Source organism: Variovorax endophyticus (assembly GCF_025376855.1).
Classification (GTDB): Bacteria; Pseudomonadota; Gammaproteobacteria; order Burkholderiales; family Burkholderiaceae_C; genus Variovorax.
In genome coordinates this window covers 1-17,775 of the sequence record NZ_JAHUTH010000016.1, presented here as the reverse complement: position 1 = coordinate 17,775, position 17,775 = coordinate 1, and the positions used below count along the sequence as shown (strand labels likewise).

Annotated in this window: 18 protein-coding genes and 1 riboswitch; of the genes, 11 read left to right on the top strand and 7 right to left on the bottom strand. The window is 70.5% G+C overall.

Annotated features, from left to right (window positions below):
• Positions 1–119: 119 nt before the first annotated feature.
• From KV106_RS20935 to KV106_RS20920, 4 genes are read left to right on the top strand one after another with little or no spacing between them, the layout of a single operon-like run.
• Entirely contained in the window at positions 120–1,121 is a 1,002-nt protein-coding gene (locus KV106_RS20935) for a KpsF/GutQ family sugar-phosphate isomerase (protein WP_261212095.1), read from the top strand.
• On the top strand, positions 1,121–1,669 hold the full coding sequence (locus tag KV106_RS20930; protein ID WP_093343582.1) for a KdsC family phosphatase: 549 nt from the start codon (positions 1,121–1,123) through the stop codon (positions 1,667–1,669). The genes KV106_RS20935 and KV106_RS20930 overlap by 1 nt, the downstream gene beginning before the upstream one ends.
• Positions 1,666–2,313, top strand: coding sequence for an LPS export ABC transporter periplasmic protein LptC (gene lptC / locus KV106_RS20925; protein WP_057597890.1), 648 nt, complete (start codon positions 1,666–1,668; stop codon positions 2,311–2,313). The genes KV106_RS20930 and lptC overlap by 4 nt, the downstream gene beginning before the upstream one ends.
• Positions 2,314–2,323: 10 nt before the next feature.
• The gene (locus KV106_RS20920) at positions 2,324–3,112 is read left to right on the top strand and encodes an SDR family oxidoreductase (RefSeq protein WP_057597891.1); all 789 of its coding nucleotides are present in this window, start codon (positions 2,324–2,326) and stop codon (positions 3,110–3,112) included.
• Positions 3,113–3,182: 70 nt separating this feature from the next.
• On the opposite strand, the gene KV106_RS20915 is transcribed toward KV106_RS20920, so the two are convergent.
• Entirely contained in the window at positions 3,183–3,719 is a 537-nt protein-coding gene (locus tag KV106_RS20915) for an RNA recognition motif domain-containing protein (RefSeq protein ID WP_261212091.1), read from the bottom strand.
• 266 nt (positions 3,720–3,985) lie between these two features.
• A riboswitch (yybP-ykoY riboswitch) is annotated at positions 3,986–4,093 on the top strand.
• 90 nt (positions 4,094–4,183) lie between these two features.
• On the opposite strand from KV106_RS20915, the gene KV106_RS20910 reads away from it, so the two are divergent.
• The 4 genes from KV106_RS20910 (at position 4,184) to KV106_RS20895 (ending at position 7,252) form a co-directional block, all read left to right on the top strand.
• Entirely contained in the window at positions 4,184–4,747 is a 564-nt protein-coding gene (locus tag KV106_RS20910; protein WP_057597363.1) for a TMEM165/GDT1 family protein, read from the top strand.
• 156 nt (positions 4,748–4,903) lie between these two features.
• Positions 4,904–6,064 carry a homoserine O-succinyltransferase MetX gene (gene metX, locus KV106_RS20905; RefSeq protein ID WP_057597362.1) on the top strand — a complete coding sequence of 387 codons (1,161 nt, stop codon included), beginning with the start codon at positions 4,904–4,906 and terminating at the stop codon, positions 6,062–6,064.
• A complete protein-coding gene (gene metW / locus KV106_RS20900) occupies positions 6,061–6,648 on the top strand; it encodes a methionine biosynthesis protein MetW (RefSeq protein WP_261212088.1) in 588 nt (195 codons plus the stop codon). Before metX ends, metW begins: the two co-directional genes overlap by 4 nt.
• A gap of 16 nt (positions 6,649–6,664) precedes the next feature.
• The gene (locus KV106_RS20895) at positions 6,665–7,252 is read left to right on the top strand and encodes an IMPACT family protein (RefSeq protein WP_261212086.1); all 588 of its coding nucleotides are present in this window, start codon (positions 6,665–6,667) and stop codon (positions 7,250–7,252) included.
• On the opposite strand, the gene KV106_RS20890 is transcribed toward KV106_RS20895, so the two are convergent.
• A complete protein-coding gene (locus KV106_RS20890) occupies positions 7,197–8,150 on the bottom strand; it encodes an ion transporter (protein WP_057597359.1) in 954 nt (317 codons plus the stop codon). The genes KV106_RS20895 and KV106_RS20890 overlap by 56 nt on opposite strands.
• A 156-nt stretch (positions 8,151–8,306) precedes the next feature.
• On the opposite strand from KV106_RS20890, the gene KV106_RS20885 reads away from it, so the two are divergent.
• Entirely contained in the window at positions 8,307–8,831 is a 525-nt protein-coding gene (locus tag KV106_RS20885; protein ID WP_261212084.1) for a bactofilin family protein, read from the top strand.
• Here KV106_RS20885 and KV106_RS20880 read toward each other — a convergent pair whose 3' ends face one another.
• A complete protein-coding gene (locus tag KV106_RS20880) occupies positions 8,832–9,734 on the bottom strand; it encodes a DUF72 domain-containing protein (RefSeq protein WP_261212082.1) in 903 nt (300 codons plus the stop codon). It lies immediately after the preceding gene.
• 95 nt (positions 9,735–9,829) lie between these two features.
• On the opposite strand from KV106_RS20880, the gene KV106_RS20875 reads away from it, so the two are divergent.
• Positions 9,830–11,341 (top strand): M20 family metallopeptidase, encoded by a 1,512-nt coding sequence (locus KV106_RS20875; RefSeq protein WP_261212080.1) that lies wholly within the window; start codon positions 9,830–9,832, stop codon positions 11,339–11,341.
• Complete coding sequence (locus KV106_RS20870) at positions 11,338–12,201, top strand: alpha/beta hydrolase (RefSeq protein ID WP_261212079.1); 864 nt, start codon at positions 11,338–11,340, stop codon at positions 12,199–12,201. Before KV106_RS20875 ends, KV106_RS20870 begins: the two co-directional genes overlap by 4 nt.
• A 10-nt stretch (positions 12,202–12,211) precedes the next feature.
• Here the strand turns inward: KV106_RS20870 and KV106_RS20865 are convergent, their stop codons facing one another.
• From KV106_RS20865 to KV106_RS20850, 4 genes are all read right to left on the bottom strand, one after another.
• Complete coding sequence (locus tag KV106_RS20865) at positions 12,212–15,148, bottom strand: DUF4132 domain-containing protein (protein ID WP_261212078.1); 2,937 nt, start codon at positions 15,146–15,148, stop codon at positions 12,212–12,214.
• Positions 15,149–15,167: 19 nt separating this feature from the next.
• Positions 15,168–16,337 (bottom strand): MFS transporter, encoded by a 1,170-nt coding sequence (locus KV106_RS20860; RefSeq protein ID WP_261212076.1) that lies wholly within the window; start codon positions 16,335–16,337, stop codon positions 15,168–15,170.
• Between the two features lie 129 nt (positions 16,338–16,466).
• Positions 16,467–16,925, bottom strand: a complete 459-nt coding sequence (locus KV106_RS20855; RefSeq protein WP_057597353.1) for a YidB family protein — start codon at positions 16,923–16,925, stop codon at positions 16,467–16,469.
• Between the two features lie 99 nt (positions 16,926–17,024).
• A partial coding sequence (locus KV106_RS20850; RefSeq protein WP_261212074.1) for a peptidase dimerization domain-containing protein occupies positions 17,025–17,775 on the bottom strand: 751 nt, incomplete at its 5' end.

Sequence of the window (17,775 nt, the reverse complement as noted above, 5' to 3'; positions counted from 1 at the left end):
CGGGGGGCCGAGGCGCCGCCGGGCCCCGCGCGGTGCGGCTTTCGGGCCCATTCCGGGTCGCGGCGTAGGGGCTCGCCGGGAACCGCGGGGCGGCGGGGCGCGGCCCGTAAAATCCGCCGATGCCCTCCAGCTCCCCCACGCCCCCCGTGGTCGATCCCGCCGCGATGCTCGCGCGGGCACGCGCCACCTTCGACATCGAAGCCGAAGCCGTGCTCGGCCTCAAGGCGCGCGTGGGCGACAGCTTCGTCGATGCCGTGCGCAAGATCCTCGAGGTGCGCGGCCGCGTGGTCGTGATGGGCATGGGCAAGAGCGGCCACGTCGGCCGCAAGATCGCCGCCACCCTGGCATCGACCGGCACGCCCGCGATGTTCGTGCACCCTGCCGAGGCCAGCCACGGCGACCTCGGCATGATCAAGGCGGTCGACCTCGTGCTCGCCATCTCCAACAGCGGCGAGGTCGAGGAGCTCACGGTGATCCTGCCGGTGGTCAAGCGCCAGGGCGTGCCGCTGATCGCGATCACGGGCCGCGCCGATTCCACGCTCGCCCGGCACGCCGACATCGTGCTCGACGCCGGCGTTGCCAAGGAAGCCTGCCCGTTGAACCTCGCGCCCACCGCGAGCACCACCGCCCAGATGGCGATGGGCGACGCACTGGCCGTGGCGCTGCTCGATGCGCGCGGCTTCGGCTCGGAGGACTTCGCGCGCTCGCATCCGGGCGGGGCGCTGGGGCGCAAGCTGCTCACGCATGTGAGTGACCTCATGCGCACCGGCGCCGACGTGCCGCGCGTGGCGCCGGGCGCCAGCTTCAGCGAGCTGATGCGCGAGATGAGTTCCAAGGGCCTGGGCGCCACCGCGGTGGTCGATGCCGAGGGCCGCGCCATCGGCATCTTCACCGACGGCGACCTGCGCCGGAGGGTCGAGACCGGCGGTGACCTGCGCGGCCTCACCGCGGCCGACGTCATGCACCGCGGTCCGCGCACCTTGCGCGCCGACGCGCTGGGCGTCGAGGCGGCCGAGCTGATGGAACAGCATCGCATCACCAGCGTGCTGGTGGTCGACGCCGAGGGCCTGCTGATCGGCGCCCTCAGCATCAACGACCTGATGCGCGCGAAGGTCATCTGATGCCCTTCGAATTCCAGCCAGAGACATTGCTCGCCGCGCAGGACATCCGCATCGCCTTCTTCGACATCGATGGCGTGCTGACCGACGGCGGCGTCTACTTCACCGAGCATGGCGAGACCCTCAAGCGCTTCAGCATCCTCGACGGCTACGGCCTGAAGCTGCTGCGCAAGGCCGGCATCCTGCCCGCGGTGATCACCGGGCGCGACTCCAAGCCGCTGCGCGTGCGGCTCGAGGCGCTCGGCATCGAGCACGTGCGCTATGGCACCGAGGACAAGCTGCCGGCCGCCGAGGCCATGCTGCAGTCGCTGGGCTTCGGCTGGCCGCAGGCCGCGGCCATCGGCGACGACTGGCCCGACCTGCCGGTGCTGGGGCGCGTGGGCTTCGCGGCGGCGCCGGCCAATGCCCACGTCGAGGTGCGCGACGCCGTGCGCTACGTGACCCGCGCGCGCGGCGGCGAAGGTGCGGCGCGCGAATTCTGCGATCTGCTGGTCACGGCCAGCGGACAGTACCGGCGCCTGCTCGACGTCGCACGGAACACCGCCCTATGAAGCAGGCCTGGAACCTCCTGCGCGACGTCCTCGATCGCGTCACCATCTACCTGCCGATCATCCTGACGGCCGCGGTCGCGCTCGGCACCTACTGGCTGGTGCGCAATGCGCCCAAGCTGCTCGAGCCGACCGCCAAGGTCGCGCCCACCCACGAGCCCGACTACTTCATGCGCGGCTTCGTCATCAAGAACTTCCTGCCCAGCGGCGACCTGCGCAGCGAGCTGTTCGGCAAGGAAGGCCGGCACTACCCCGACACCGACACCATCGAGGTCGACGAGGTGCGCATGCGCTCGGTGTCGCCGCAGGGCTTCACCACCCACGCCACCGCCAACCGCGGGCTGTCGAACTCCGACGGCAGCGAGATCCAGCTGTTCGGCAACGCGGTCGTCATCCGCGACGCGGCCGTCGGTGCCAACGGCAAGACCTCGCCGCGCCTGGAGTTCCGCGGCGACTTCCTGCATGCCTTCCTCGACACCGAGCGCGTGCAGTCGAACAAGCCCGTCACGCTGATCCGCGGCACCGACCAGTTCACCGCCGACACGATGGACTACGACAACCTGACCGGCATCGCCAACCTCAACGGCCGCGTGCGCGGCACGATGGTGCCCTCGGCCAAGGCGGCCGGCACCGCGGGCAAGCGCTGAGCGCCGCGCCATGACCGCCGCGCCGTCGCCCCTCGTCTTCATCACCGGCGCCTCCAGCGGCATCGGCCAGGCGCTGGCCGCGCGCTTCTACGACGCGGGCTACCGGCTGGCGCTGGTCGCGCGCCGCACCGGCGAGATCGAAGCCTGGGCCACCGCGCGCGGCCTCGACCGCGGCCGCTACCTGATCTACAGCGCCGACGTGGCGCGCACCGACAGCATCGTGGCGGCCGGCGTCGCCTGCATCGAGCGCCAGGGCGTGCCCGACGTGGTGATCGCCAATGCAGGCATCAGCGTGGGCATCGACACCGCGGAGCGCGAGGACCTCGACGTGCTGACGCAGACCTTCGCCACCAACAACGTCGGGCTGGCCGCCACCTTTCACCCGTTCGTGCGCGCGATGAGACAGCGCGGCAGCGGGCGGCTGGTCGGCATCGCGAGCGTCGCGGCCATCCGTGGACTGCCGGGGCACGGCGCCTACTGCGCGAGCAAGGCCGGCGTGGTCGCCTACTGCGAGAGCCTGCGCGGCGAGCTGCACGGCAGCGGCGTCAAGGTCGTGACCCTGCTGCCCGGCTACATCGACACCCCGCTCACGCAGGGCAACCGCTACGGCATGCCGTTCCTGATGAAGCCCGAGGCCTTCGCCGACCGGGCGCTGGGCGCGATCGAGAGCGGCGCCAGCTATCGCGTGATTCCCTGGCAGATGGGCGTGATCGCCAAGATCATGCGCATGCTGCCCAATGCGCTGCTCGACCGCGCGGTGCAGGGACGCGGACGGAAGAAGCGGCGCGGCGAAGACTGAACCCGGGCCGCGCCGGCCGCGGCAACGAAAAAGGCTCCCGAAGGAGCCTTTTGTCTTTGTTGGAAAGCGATCAGTAGCCGCTGTTGCCGCCGCCACCGTAGCCGCCGCGACCACCGCCGCCGCCGCCACGCGGGCCGGCGCCGTAGGGGCTGCGGAAACCGCCATCACCACCACCGCCGCCGCCACCACTGCGGCCACCGCCGCCGTAGCCACCACCGCCGCCGCTGCGACCCCCGCCACCACCGCCGTAGCCGCCACCACCGCCGCCGCCGCCGCCGTAGCCACCGCCACCACCGCCGCCATAACCACCGCCGCCGCCGCCGTAGCCGCCGCCACCACCGCTGCGCGGGGGACGTGCTTCCATCGGACGGGCTTCGTTGACGACCACGCTGCGGCCGCCCAGGGGTTGGCCGTTCATGCCGTTGATGGCGGCCTGTGCTTCCGCTTCACTGCCCATCTCGACGAAGCCGAAGCCCTTCGAGCGGCCGGTATCGCGTTCCATCATGACCTTGGCGCTGGTCACAGCACCGAACTGACCGAATGCCTGCTCCAGATCACCGTCGCGCACCGAGTAAGGCAGGTTGCCGACGTACAGTTTGTTGCCCATCAAGGGACTCCTATAAACACATCAAGAAAAGCGATGGAGTCCCGATTAGCATCACTCAAACGAGAGCCGCCGAGTCGCGCGAAACTGTCCGATCACCCAGTGCCTCCAGCCCGAAATGAAAAGGGAGGCTCGTGCATTATGGGTGAAATACAAGAAATGCAAGCAGGAATTTGCTTCTTGCGGTAGCACGGATTTTGCCTATTGGAGTTAGCGCACGCTTACCAACCAAGCCCCGCACCGGGCCTTTGACACTTAAGGGTTAGAATTCGTCCGTCATTGGGGAGTAGCCGCCTTCCGTCTACGAGAAGGGCCCGTGTCAACAGACTTGTCCTGCCCCACACAGGACATGGCGCGGGCAGTGAAGAACAACACCTGGCGAGACCATTGACCGTGCAACTTCGGGAAATTTGGCCGAAGGTGTTGCACGGTCAATTGCGTCCCTTCGGCCAAGGAACCGTTTTTTCATGGAAGCTTTTCTCGTCGCGACCGGTGTCGTCGCGCTCGCCGAAATGGGCGACAAGACCCAGTTGCTCGCCCTCCTGCTGGCAGCCCGTTTCAGAAAACCCTGGCCGATCGTGGCGGGCATCTTCGCCGCCACCGTCATCAACCATGCGCTCGCGGGCGCGGTCGGCAACTGGATCACCCACTGGCTCGGCCCCGACATCCTGCGCTGGATCCTCGGCGGCTCCTTCATCGCGATGGCGATCTGGATGCTGATCCCCGACAAGCTCGACGACGACGATGCCCCGCGCTCCTCGCACTTCGGCGTCTTCGGCACCACGGTGGTCGCCTTCTTCCTCGCCGAGATGGGCGACAAGACGCAGATCGCCACCGTGATGCTCGCGGCGCGCTTCACCGAGGCCTATTTCTGGGTCGTGGTCGGCACCACCTTCGGGATGATGCTGGCCAACGCGCCGGTGGTCTGGCTCGGCGACCGCATCGTCAAGCGGGTGCCGATCAAGCTCGTGCACTCGATCTCGGCTGTCATCTTCCTGGTGCTGGGCGTGGTCGCGCTGATCGGCTGGTAGCGCCGCCGTCCAAAGCCCGGGGCCTGCCGTCCCGGGCCCGCGGCGATATACTGCCGCTCGCGCCGATTTGCTCCAGCTTGCGGGCGCTTGATAAATACAGCTAAAGACGGATGCCGTGACCCGGCTCGTTTTTGGCGAGGCCGGGTTTTTCATTTCATGTCCTCGTTGGTCGTCACTCCCCAGTCGATGCAGTTCGCGGGCCCGCTGGCCCTGCGCAGCGGCGCGACCATCGGCAGCTACACGCTCGCCTACGAAACCTACGGCACGCTCAATGCCGAGCGCAGCAATGCGGTGCTCGTGTGCCACGCCCTCAATGCCTCGCACCACGTCGCGGGCGTCTACGAGGGCCAGGCCCGCTCCGCGGGCTGGTGGGACAACATGGTCGGGCCCGGCAAGCCGCTGGACACTGACCGCTTCTTCGTCATCGGCGTCAACAACCTCGGCTCCTGCTTCGGCTCCACCGGGCCGATGCACGTGAACCCCGCGACCGGCCGCGTCTATGGCGCCGACTTCCCGGTGGTCACGGTCGAGGACTGGGTCGACGCCCAGGCCGCGCTGCTCGACGCGCTCGGCATCCGCACGCTCGCGGCGGTGATGGGCGGCAGCCTCGGCGGCATGCAGGCGCTGTCGTGGACGCTGCAGTACCCCGAGCGCGTACGCCACGCGGTGGTGGTCGCGAGCGCGCCCAACCTCACGGCCGAGAACATCGCCTTCAACGAGGTGGCGCGCCGCGCCATCGTGACCGACCCCGATTTCCACGGCGGCCACTTCTACGAGCACGGCGTGATCCCCAAGCGCGGCCTGCGCATCGCCCGCATGATCGGCCACATCACCTACCTCAGCGACGACGTCATGAACGCGAAGTTCGGCCGCCTGCTGCGCAACGCGGTCGAAGGCGAGTCCGGCGGCGACGACGCGGCCTATCGCTACTCCACGCAGGAGATCGAGTTCCAGATCGAGAGCTACCTGCGCTACCAGGGCGACAAGTTCAGCGAGTACTTCGACGCCAACACCTACCTGCTGATCACGCGCGCGCTCGACTACTTCGACCCCGCGCGCGAACACGGCGGCAACCTCACGGCCGCGTTCGCGCGCGCCAGCGCCAAGTTCCTGCTCGTGAGCTTCAAGACCGACTGGCGCTTCTCGCCCGCGCGCAGCCGCGAGCTGGTGAAGGCGCTGCTCGACAACCGCCGCAACGTGAGCTACGCCGAGATCGACGCCCCGCACGGCCACGACGCCTTCCTGCTCGACGACGTGCGCTACATGGGCGTGGTGCGTTCCTATTTCGAGCGCGTGGCCCAGGAGACAGCATCGTGAGCGACAACGACATCCAGCGCCACATCGCCGCGCTCGTGCCCGAGGGCTCGCGCGTGCTCGACCTCGGCTGCGGCGACGGCGCCCTGCTCGCGCTGCTGCAGCGCGAGCGCGGCTGCACCGGCTACGGCGTCGAGATCGCCGACGGCAACGTGCTGCAGTGCATCCGCCGCGGCGTCGACGTGATCCAGCTCAACCTCGACGAAGGCCTGGCGATGTTCGACGACGCCACCTTCGACGTGGTGCTGCAGATCGACACCCTGCAGCACCTGCGCAATGCCGAGGTGATGCTGCGCGAGACCGCGCGCGTGGGCCGCTTCGGCATCGTGGCCTTCCCCAACTTCGCGCACTGGCCCAACCGCATCAGCGTGGCGCGCGGCCGCATGCCGGTCACGCGGCGGCTGCCCTACCAGTGGTACGACACGCCCAACATCCGCGTGGGCACCTTCAAGGACTTCGAGGTGCTCGCGCGCAAGAACGACCTGCGCGTGCTCGATGCCTTCGGCCTGCAGGACGGCCGCGACGTGCGCTGGCTGCCCAATGCGCGCGCCAGCACCGCCGTGTTCAAGTTCGAGCACGGGGGCTGAAGGCGCCCCGCCGCCCATGGCGTTCACGCTCGCCCAGCCGGCCCACAGCGAACTGCTGATCAAGAAGAGCCGCTTCATCGGCTGCGTGCAGTCCGTGCCCGACCGCGAGGCGGCGCTGGCCGTGGTCGCCGCGCTGCGCGCCGCGCACCCGGGCGCGGCCCACGTGTGCTGGGCGCTGATGGCCGGCGGGCAGTCGGCGGCCAACGACGACGGCGAGCCGGGCGGCACCGCGGGCCGGCCGATGCTCGAGGTGCTGCGCCACCAGCAGATCGAGGGCGCGCTCGCGACCGTGGTGCGCTACTTCGGCGGCGTGAAGCTCGGCGCGGGCGGCCTGGTGCGCGCCTACACCGACAGCATCGCGCAGGCGCTGGCCGGCGCGACCCTGGTGCCGCTGGTGCGCCAGCGCACCCTGCGCTGCGAGGTGCCCTATGCGCTCGAGGGCCTGGTGCGGCGCGAACTGGCCGCGGCCGGCGCGGTGCTCGAATCGGTGGCGCACGCCAGCACGGTGGCCTTCGTCTTCGCGCTGCCCGAGACCGCGGCCGAGGCCTTCATCGCGCGCCTCGACGATGCTGCCCAAGGGCGCGTCGCCTGGCCGCGGGCGTGAGTCGCTTGCGCGGCACGGCGGGCGCGGCTGCTTCGTCGGGCGCCAGCGCCGTCATCGCGAGCACGCCGCGCGGCGCCAGCGGCAAGGCCGCCGCAGTGCCTTCGTCGTCGTAGGGGCGGCGCGCCATCTCGGCCGTCACGATGCCGGTGGGCACCGCGAGCACGCCCCAGCCCAGCAGCATCATCACCGAGGCGATCGCGCGGCCCAGGTCGGTCTTGGGCACGAGGTCGCCGAAGCCCACCGTGGCCATGGTCGAGATCGCCCAGTACACCGCCACCGGGATGCTGGTGAAGCCGTGCTGCGGGCCCTCGACCACGTACATCAGCGTGCCCATCACCAGCACCACCAGCATCACGAAGCCGACGAACACGATGATCTTGCGGCGGCTGGCCGCCACCGCCGAGACCAGCGCGCGGTACTCGGCCGAATAGCGCGAGAGCTTGAAGATGCGGAACACGCGCAAAAGCCGCAGGATGCGCACGTCGATCAGGTAGGCGAGTTCGGGCGTGAGCACGGCCAGGAAGGTCGGCAGCAGCGCCAGCAGGTCGATCACGCCGTAGAAGCTCAGCGCATAGCGCAGCGGCCGCTTCACGCAGGCCAGGCGGCCCAGGTACTCGAGCGTGAAGAGCGCGGTGAAGCACCATTCGAGCACGCCGAAGACCGAGCCCCAGCGCAGGTGGATGGCCTGCACGCTGTCGAGGATCACCACCGCCACGCTGGTCACGATCACCGCGATCAGCACCAGGTCGAACAGCCGGCCCGCGCGCGACTCGGATTCGAAGATCACCGAGAACAGCGAGCGGCGCCAGCCATGCTCGGGCTTGCCGAAGCGCGCGTCGCCGGCCGCGGCCTCGGCCGTGAGGGAAGCGATGGTGTCTCTCGAGAGGAAGGTCGTCATGGTGGCGGATTGTCCGATGCGCCCATGGTTGGCACCGTCGCCGAATCGGGCGATGATGGCGGGCGATCGATTTATTCGGTTACGCCTCTTGCGCAATGAAGTGCAAGAGGTACCGGGTGCATTCTTACGATAGTCGTTTTCATGAGGAGCTCTCTTTTGGCCACTTCTTCCTCCCCTTTCTTCGGCAAGCGCGACCGCGAAAACGATGCATTGACCTCCAGGCCCGCGCCGCTCGTGGGCTCGGGCACCAACCTCTCGGGCTCCCCCGTCAATCCCTCCTCGTTGACCGCCCAGGCCGGCCTCAATGCCGCCTCGGCCGCCGCACCCGCAGCCAAGGAAGGCGGCAGCAAGCTCACCGTCGGTCCCAACATCAAGCTCAAGGGCGTCGAGATCACCGACTGCGACACGCTCGTGGTCGAAGGCCTGGTCGAGGCCACGATGGATTCGCGCCTGATGCAGATCGCCGAGCAGGGCGAGTTCAAGGGCTCGGCCGAGATCGACATCGCCGAAATCCGCGGCGTGTTCGACGGCAACCTCACGGTGCGCGAGAAGCTCGTGATCCATTCGACCGGCAAGGTCACGGGCAAGATCCGCTACGGCAAGATCGTGATCGAGGAAGGCGGCCAGATCTCGGGCGAGATCAGCTTCGGCGCGAAGCCCGCGGGGCAAGCCGCGGCCTGATCAGGCTTTCTTCGAAGCCGTTCCGGTCTTCGCTTTCTTGGCCGCCGTGCCAGCCGCCTTCTTCGCGGCAGCCGGCGGCTTCGGCGTTCTGGGCGTCTTCGGTGCCGCTGCCGGTTCTTCCGCCGGCGCCGGCGGTTCCCAGCCCAGGCGCTTGAGCAATTCCGCCGCCGCCGCCGGTGCGCGCTCCTTCGCGCCGTTGATGAAGTAGACGAACACCTCGCGCGGCTTCGCGGCCGTTCCGGCCCAGCCCTGCGCGCGCTCGGCCCAGTCGTCGAGCGCCTTCGGCGCATAGCCGGTCTTCTGCTTCGCGTCGGCCATCATGAGCCGCGCATAGGCGAACTCGCCCTCGGGCTCCTCGAAGGACGGGAACTTGTCCGCGTCGGTGAAGACGGTCGACACCTTGTGCTTCTTCGCGAGCGCCTTGTAGGCCGGCACGATGAAGCTCTCGTGGCGCACGTCCATCACGTGGCGCAGCGGCGTGCTGCCCTCCTTCTTCGGCAGCAGCTCGAGGAAGGCCTCGAAATCCTCGGCATCGAACTGCTTGGTCGGCATGAACTGCCAGACGATCGGCCCGAGCTTGGGGCCGAGCTCGGTCACGCCGCTGTCGATGAAGCGCCGGATCGATTCGCCCGCGGTGGAAAGCAGCTTGCGGTTGGTCGCGAAGCGCGAGGCCTTCATCGAGAACACGAAGCCCTCGGGCGTGTCGTCGCGCCACTTGCGGAAGTTGTCGGGCTTGAACGTGCTGTAGTAGGTGCCGTTGATCTCGATCGCGCTGACGTGGCGGCTCGCGTAGTTCAGTTCCTTCGCGTGCGCGAGCCCCTTGGGGTAGAAGTTGTCGCGCCAGGGCTCGTAGGTCCAGCCGCCGATGCCCACCTTGATCCGAGTCGTCGATGCCTTGCTCACGTCGCCCTCCAGGTTGATCGACCGCACTCTACGCGCCCGCGGCCATGGGCGCAAAATGCGGCTTTTGTCTCGCCACCCCACCGCGGAGAACCCCGATGAACGCTCCCCTGCACCGCGAAATTCCCGCCGGCCTGCTCGACGCCGAGCGGGCCCTGTCCGACGTCACCGCCCAGTGGGACGGCGACATCGTGCGCCAGCTCACCGACTACATCGCCATTCCGGCCAAGTCGCCGGGCTTCGACAAGGACTGGTCGGCCCACGGCCACCTCGAGACCGTGCTGCGCAATGCCGCCGCCTGGGTCGAGGCGCAGAAGGTCGAGGGCCTGAAGCTGGAGATCGTGCGCCTCGAGGGCCGCACGCCGGTGCTGTTCTTCGAGGTGCCCGCCACCGGCACCGACATGCGCGAGACCGTGCTGATGTACGGCCACCTCGACAAGCAGCCCGAGTTCACCGGCTGGCGCAACGACCTCGGCCCCTGGACGCCCAAGTACGAGAACGGCCTGCTCTACGGCCGCGGCGGCGCCGACGACGGCTACGCGGTCTACGCCAGCATCGCGGCGCTGCAGGCCATCAAGCGCCAGGGCACGGCCCATCCGCGCATCGTCGGCCTGATCGAGACCTGCGAGGAGAGCGGCTCCTACGACCTGCTGCCCTACGTCGACGCGCTGCGTCCGCGCCTGGGCGAGGTCGAACTGGTGATCTGCCTCGATTCGGGCGCCGGCAACTACGACCAGCTGTGGCTCACCACCTCGCTGCGCGGCATGGCCAGCGGCACGCTCAAGGTCGAGGTGCTGACCGAGGGCATCCACTCGGGCGATGCCTCGGGGCTCGTGCCCTCGAGCTTCCGCATCATGCGCCAGGTGCTCGACCGCCTCGAGGACAGCGCCACCGGCCGCCTGCTGCCCGCGAGCTTCCATTGCGAGGTGCCGCCCGACCGGCTGGCGCAGGCCAAGGCCACGGCCGCGATCCTCGGCGAGGAGGTCTACAAGCGCTTCCCGTGGGCGCACTACGACTGCGGCGGCTCCACCATGTTCGCGCTGCCGACCACCACCGACCCGGTCGAGGCGCTGCTCAACCGCACCTGGAAGCCCACGCTGTCGGTGACCGGCGCCGAGGGCTTCCCGGCGCTGAAGGATGCCGGTAACGTGCTGCGTCCCTACACCGCCTTCAAGCTCTCGCTGCGGCTGCCGCCGCTGGTCGACGCGGCCGAGGCGGTCGCCAGCCTCAAGACGCTGCTCGAGGACAACGCGCCCTACCAGGCGCGCGTCACCTTCGAAAGCCACGGCGGCGCCACCGGCTGGAACGCGCCCACCATCACGCCCTGGTTCGAAGACGCGCTCAACAAGGCCTCGCGCGCCCACTTCGGCGCCTCCTGCGGCTACATCGGCCAGGGCGGCACGATCCCGCTGATGAACATGCTGAGCGCCGGCTTCCCGACCGCGCAGATGATGGTCTGCGGCGTGCTCGGCCCGAAGAGCAACGCCCACGGCCCGAACGAGTTCCTGCACGTGCCCTACGCCAAGAAGCTCACGGCCGCCGTGGCCGAGGTGATCGCGGCGCTGCCGGCCGCGCACCGCGCCGCGCAGGAAGCACCGGCGGCCGCGTGAGCCCGCGGGCCGCGTTGCCCGAGCCGCAGCGCGTGTCGCTCGCCGCGCCCGGCGGCGAAACGCTGGTGCTGCGCCGCCTGCCCGCGCCGGGCCCGGCACGCGCCGTGGTGGTGCTGGTGCACGGTCTCGGCGAGCATGCCGGCCGCTACCACGCGCTGGCCGAGCGGCTGCATGGCTGGGGCTTCGCCGTCTGGGCTCACGACCACCATGGCCACGGCGCCTCGAGCGGCGCGCGCGGCGGCCTGCCGAGCGAGCTGCGGCTGGTCGACGACCTCGCGCTGGTGATCGACGATGCGCGCGCCGCCAACCCGGGCCTGCCGCTGGTGCTGCTCGGGCATAGCCTGGGCGGACTGGTCGCGGCGAGCCTGGTGGCGCGCGGCGTGCGGCCGGTCGATGGGCTGGTGCTCTCGTCGCCGGGGTTCGACCCGGGCTTGAGCGGCGTCCAGAAGCTGCTGCTCGCGGTGCTGCCGCGCATCGCGCCCAACCTGCGCGTGGGCAACGGGCTCGACGACAACTTCCTCTCGCACGACCGCGCCGTGGTCCAGGCCTACCGCGACGATCCGCTGACCCACGACCGCATCGGCAGCCGGCTCGCGCGCTTCCTGGCCTACGAAGGCGAGACCGTGCTGCGCCAGGCGCCGCAATGGCCGGTGCCCACGCTGCTGCTGTACGCGGGCGACGACCGGCTCGTGAAGCCGGCCGCGAGCCGGGCCTTCGCGCAGGCCGCCGCGGCCAGCGGGCAGGTCGAGGCGCATGGCTTCGAGACGCTCTATCACGAGCTCTTCAACGAACTCGAGGCAGAGCCGGTGTTCGATGCGCTCGAGCGCTGGCTGGAGCGGCGCTTTCCCGCGGCGGCCTGAGCGCGGGCGTTCAGGCCGCCGGCGCCCACACCGCGCGCTGCAGGTCCCGCTCGACCTCGCTCCACGCGATCGGCGCCACGTCGCCGAGGCAGCGGCCCTCGGCGCCCTCGAGCGCGACGCTCGCCACCGTCTGCTGCGTTTTCGGATCGACCGCGCCCTGCACGTACCAGCCCTCCTCGACCTGCAGCCAGATCGCCAGGCCCTCGCCCACCGGCTTGCCGAAGCGATGGACCATTCCGCCGTCGCCGACCGCGCGCTGCCAGCCACGCGCTTCCAGGCCGAGCAGGCCGGCATTCGTCACCGTGCGGCCGGTCCACTGCGGCAGCGCGCGTTGCGCGCGCAGCGCCGGGTCGAGCGCGAAGTGCGCCCGCGCGAGCTGCTCGAAGGGCTGCACGATCTCGTAGTCGGCCAGCACCGAGGCCCAGGCGGTGGCCAGCGCGGGGTCGCGCGCCGCGAACTCGAGCGGATGCGCGATGCCGATGCGCGCGCCCTCGTCGTCGGGCAGCGCGAAGGGATCGTCGTGCGGATCGACCAGCTCGCCCTCGGCGCTCACGCGGAAGCTCGCTGCGAGTTCACCGCTCTCGTCGAACAGCCCCCACACCAGCTGCCGAACGAACACGCGCATCACCGGATGCCGCACCAGGAAGGCCATGAACTCGCCGTGCGTCCAGCGCCGCTGCTCGCACATCGCGGTCTCGAGCCGGCGCAACTGCGTGGCCGCGACGGTCTTCGCCAGCTTGCGCAGTTCCTTGAGCTGCTCGGTCGCGGCGGCGGCCAGCGCCGCATCGTCGGCGGCATTGGGCTTGGGCAGCGCCTTCAGCGGCTTGCCCGCGGCGTCGCGCAGCAGGGGTTGCAGGCGGTCGTCCATCCGCAGCGTGAAGCGCCGCGGGCCGAAGTCCAGCGCCAGGCCCGCGCGCGCATCGAGCCCGAGCTCGGGCACCGTGCGGTCGGCCAGCTGCGCCAGGCTCAGGCCGCGCTGCGCCGCCACCTCGTCGAGCAGCGCGGAGGCCCGCGCGTTGAGGTCGGCGTAGCGCGTCTGGCGCGCGAGCTCGCCCAGGTGCATCAGCGCGGCGTCGCTGCCGATCTCGCCGAGCATCGCGAGCGCGTCGTAGGCGCGCACGCGGTCGAGCGCCGCGCGCCACTGGCGCAGCAGGCTCGCGAGCTGGCGCGCAGTCTCGTCGTCGCCGAGGCGGCCCTGCAGCGCGAACATCCAGCGCTCCTTGCTTGGCCGGCCATTGCCGATCCACCAGGCCAGCAGCGCGCGTGCGAAACGCGCCAGCGCCTCGGGCGCGACCGCGGCCTGCAGCGCCGCGAGGCCGGGGTACGGCGTCTCGGGCTGGCCGAGCGCCATCGTCATCAGCACGTCGGGCAGCAGCGACAGGGGCAGCGCCCGCGTGGCGTCCTCGGCGAGCACCAGGCGCGGCAGGGTCGACAGCGGCAGTGACTTCGGCAGCACCGGCAGCGTCTCGGGCAGCAGGTGTTCGGGTGCGATGGCGAGCAGTTGCGACACGGCCTCGGCCGCGGCCGGGCCGTAGGCCATAGCTTGCGCATGGACCGCATCGGCATGGCCGGCTTCGTGCAGCCAGCGCAGCGCGGCCTGCGCCGCATCGCGTGCGATGCCCGGTGCGCCGAGCGCGTCGGGCACCAAGCCGCGCGCAGCGGTCGCGGGATAGCGGCCGAGCCAGGCGCAGGCTTCCTGCCGCACCCAGCGGTTGCCGTGGAAGCCCTTGGCGATCCAGGGCGCGAGCCGGTCCCATTCGATCGCCGCGGCCAGCTCGAACATGGCGCGCGAGCCCTGCTTCAGATAGGGCGGCAGGCCCGGCAGCGCGGCCGTGCCGAAGCGATGCAGCAGCGGCCGCAGATAGCCCGCGTCGCCCATGGAGTGGCTCGCGGGTGGCAGCCGCGCGAACACCGCCATCGCCAGCGGTTCGGGCAACTGCCAGAGCTGGTCGCCGCAGCTCCACGAGTCGCCGGGCGGCTTGCCGAAGTCGTCCGCCGACAGGCTGGCGCCGTGGTCGCGGATCGCGTCCTCGATGCGCTCGGCCTTCAGGCCCAGCATCCACAGCGCCTTGCGCGGGCGGTCCCAGGCCCGGGCCTCGGGCGGCGGCTGCGTCGCGTGGTGCGGGCGCGGGTATTCGGCCAACTGGCGTTCGCCGCGCTGCCGAGCCTCGCGCACTTCATCGGCCAGCCACTGCGCGGGTTCGCCGCTGACCGGGGGATGGCGCCGCGGCACCGCGTGCTGCCAGTGCAGCCGAGCGGGCTGTTCAATGGCATCGAGCGCCAGCACCGGGATCGCGGGCAGCGCCTGCCTGTCCTTCCAGGGCGGTGCGCGCAGGAAGGCCGGCCACTGCGCGGCTTCGGCATCGGCCAGTCCACCGCCGTCGTCGGCCTGCAGCCGCGCGAGCGCCTTGCGCCGGGGCTCGTCGCAGGCCGCTTCGAGCGGCGCCTGCCATTCGGGATGCGCGGCCAGCAGCTCGAGCACCAGCGCCGCGCCGGCCTGGTGGCGCGCCGGGTTGGCGGCCAGCAGTTCGCGCAGCACCAGCAGCGGCCAGCGCTCGGCCTGCTTCGCGAGCGCCGTCTTGCATTCGGGATGCCGGACCTGGCCCGCGAGGAAGCGCACCGCGTCGACGTGATGGATCGCGAGCAGGTCGGCCAGCGCCTCCTTGCGCGGCGCGGGCTCGAGGAACAGCGGCAACGCGTCGGCGCCATGCAGCTCGAGCACGCGCAGCCGCGCCGGCCGCTGCTGCCAGGCGGGCTGCGGATGACGGCCGAGGTGGTCGAGCTGCTCGTGCAGCGGCTGGTTGTCGGACAGCGTGGCGCCGCACTGGCGGCAGGGCGTGTTGCGGAATTCGGCGAGCGCGCCGCGCATCGCCGCCGTCCAGCGGACCGTGCCATCGGGCAAGCCGCCTGGATCGTCGCGCTGCTTCTTCGCGCGGCCGGTCGCCATCGTCGGTCCCCGTCGTGGCTCAGGCCACGCCGCGGGCACGGCGGCGCGTGTGCGCGAGCCACAGCAGCGCGGCGCCGGTCAGCGCCACCGGCACCAGCGAGCCGAGGTTCAGCAGCTGCCAGCCCTGGGTCGTCACCAGCACGCCCGAGGCGAAGGAGGTCAGTGCCAGCGTCGCGAACACGCAGAAGTTGAGCGCGCCCTGGGCCCGGTCGCGCTCCTCGGCCGTGTAGGCGGTCAGCGACAGCGTGGTGCTGCCGGTGAAGAGGAAATTCCAGCCCACGCCGAGCAGGCACAGAGCGATCGCGAAGTGCCGCAGCTCCACGCCCGACAGCGCGACCGCGATGCAGGCCAGGTTCAGCAGCAGCCCCGCGCCCATCACCGGCAGCGCGCCGAAGCGGCGGATCAGGTGGCCGGTGAAGAAGCCCGGCGCGAACATGCCGATCACATGCCATTCGAGTACCAGCGCTGCGTCCTCGAACGGCAGGCTGCAGATCTGCATCGCGATCGGCGTCGCGGCCATCAGCAGGTTCATCACGCCGTAGCCGAGCGCGCCCGCGGCGGCGGCCACGATGAACACCGGCTGCCGCGCGATCTCGGCCAGCGGCCGTCCGCCGCCCTGCGCGCGCGCGGGCGGCGCCGGGAAGTCGATGAAGCGCATGAGCGCCATCGACAGCAGCGCCACCAGCGCGAGCGCGAGGTAGGCGCCCGCGAAGGGCACGGCGAACATCTGGCGCGTGGCGGCCGCGAGGTTCGGGCCGGCCACCGCGCCGATCAGCCCGCCGGCCATCACCAGCGAGACCGCCTTCTCGCGCCAGTCGGGCGCCGCGAGCTCGGCCGCCGCGAAGCGGTAGAGCCCCGCGTTGGCGTTGTAGTAACCCGCGACCACGGTCGCGAAGCACAGCAGCCAGAAGTTCTTCGAGAAGGCCGCGTAGGCGCACAGCAGCGCCGAGCCCAGCGCCACGGCCAGGCCGATCTGGAACGCGCCGCGGCGGCCGAAACGGCGCTGGCTGCGCACCACCAGCCCGGTGGCGAGCGCGCTGCCGACCACGTAGCCCATCACGGGCAGCGTCGCCATCCAGCCGCGCGGCGCGATGGCGAGGCCGACCAGCCCGTTGATCGCGATGAAGGTGACGTTGTTGGTCAGGAACAGGCCCTGGCAGATGGCGAGCAGCCAGAGGTTGCGATTCATGGAGGAAGCGGCACGGGGGTTGCGGACGATGGGCGAGCCCGCGGTTCTACGCGAACTCGCCGTGCCGCGCCAGCGGAGCAAAAAAAAGCGCCCTCGCGGGCGCCGAATCATTGCGTTGTTCTTCGCGGCTCAGGACTGGCGGCCTTGCAGCAGGCCGCTGAGCGAGCCCAGCAGATCCTCGTGGTTGCCGAGCCCCTGCTCGGGCACCTTGCCGTGCGGCGTGAGCTGGTCGATCAGGGCCGGCAGCATGGTGGCGAGCATCGGCAGCAGGGTTTGCGCATTGATGCCGAGCTTCGAGGCGATGCTGGCGATCGTGTCGCTGCCCAGCGCATCCTGCAGCTGACCGCCCGAGACCGGCAGGTTCTCCCCCTTGCCGACCCACGAGCCGATCACCTCGCCCAGGCCCGCCTGCTCGAACTTCGAAACCAGGCCGCCGAGGCCGCCCGTGCTTCCGTTGTTGGCGAGTAGGCCGCCCAGCGCGCCGGCCAGGCCTCCCAGGTCGCCCAAGCCGCCGAGCCCCCCGCCCTGGGGCTGCTGTTGCGCAGCGCCTCCGAGCACCTGACCGAGTACCGAGTCGAGCAATCCCATGGCTTTTTCCTTGGTGTGTGACAGAACCGCGGGATTTTCCCAGGCGGTGGAATGTTGCCGAAATCTTGCTTGCTGACTTTCGGCTTACGACGTGACAAATTACTTGGTACGCGCCGCGCGTTTGGGCAGCAAGGCCGGGCTCAGGCCCTGAACGCCCACCAGCCCCAGCACGGTGACCAGCGAATTCTGCGCGCCTTTCCAGCCGTCTGTCACGTCGATCCACTCGTTGAGCGAATGGGATCCGCCCGACTTGCCGCCGCCGCCGATGATGATCGCCGGGATGCCCAGCGAGATCGGCACGTTGGCGTCGGTGCTGCCGCCGCGCAGCAGCGTCTTGTGGCCGAAGGCGCTGTTCGAGCGCACCGCGGCCTCCACGATCACCGAGTCGGTCGGCGTGCGGCCACCGGGCCGGTCGCCGATCAGCCTGGTGCTCACGCTCAGCGTGTTCACGTTCCAGCGCTTGTTCTCCTCGGCCACCGCTTCGTCGAGCGTGGCGAGGATCTTCTTCTCGGTCTCGAGCAGCGAGCCCATGTCGTCCGAGCGGATGTCGATCGCCATGCGCGCATCGGGCGCGATGGTGTTGACCGAAGTGCCGCCGCCGACCGTGCCGACCGTGAAGGTGGTCTTGGGGAAACTGGGCGTGCGTACCTCGGCGATCTTGGCGATCGCGCGGCCCATGCCGTGGATCGCGCTCGGCACCTGGCCAAAGGCGCCGAAGCTGTGGCCGCCCGGGCCCTTGAAGTTCACCTCGTAGCGGTGGCTCGCGGTGCCCAGCACCAGCACGTGGCCCTCGGGCGAAGGCTCGAGGCCGACCATGCCGTCGATGTCGAGGTGGTCGCGGAAGATCGCC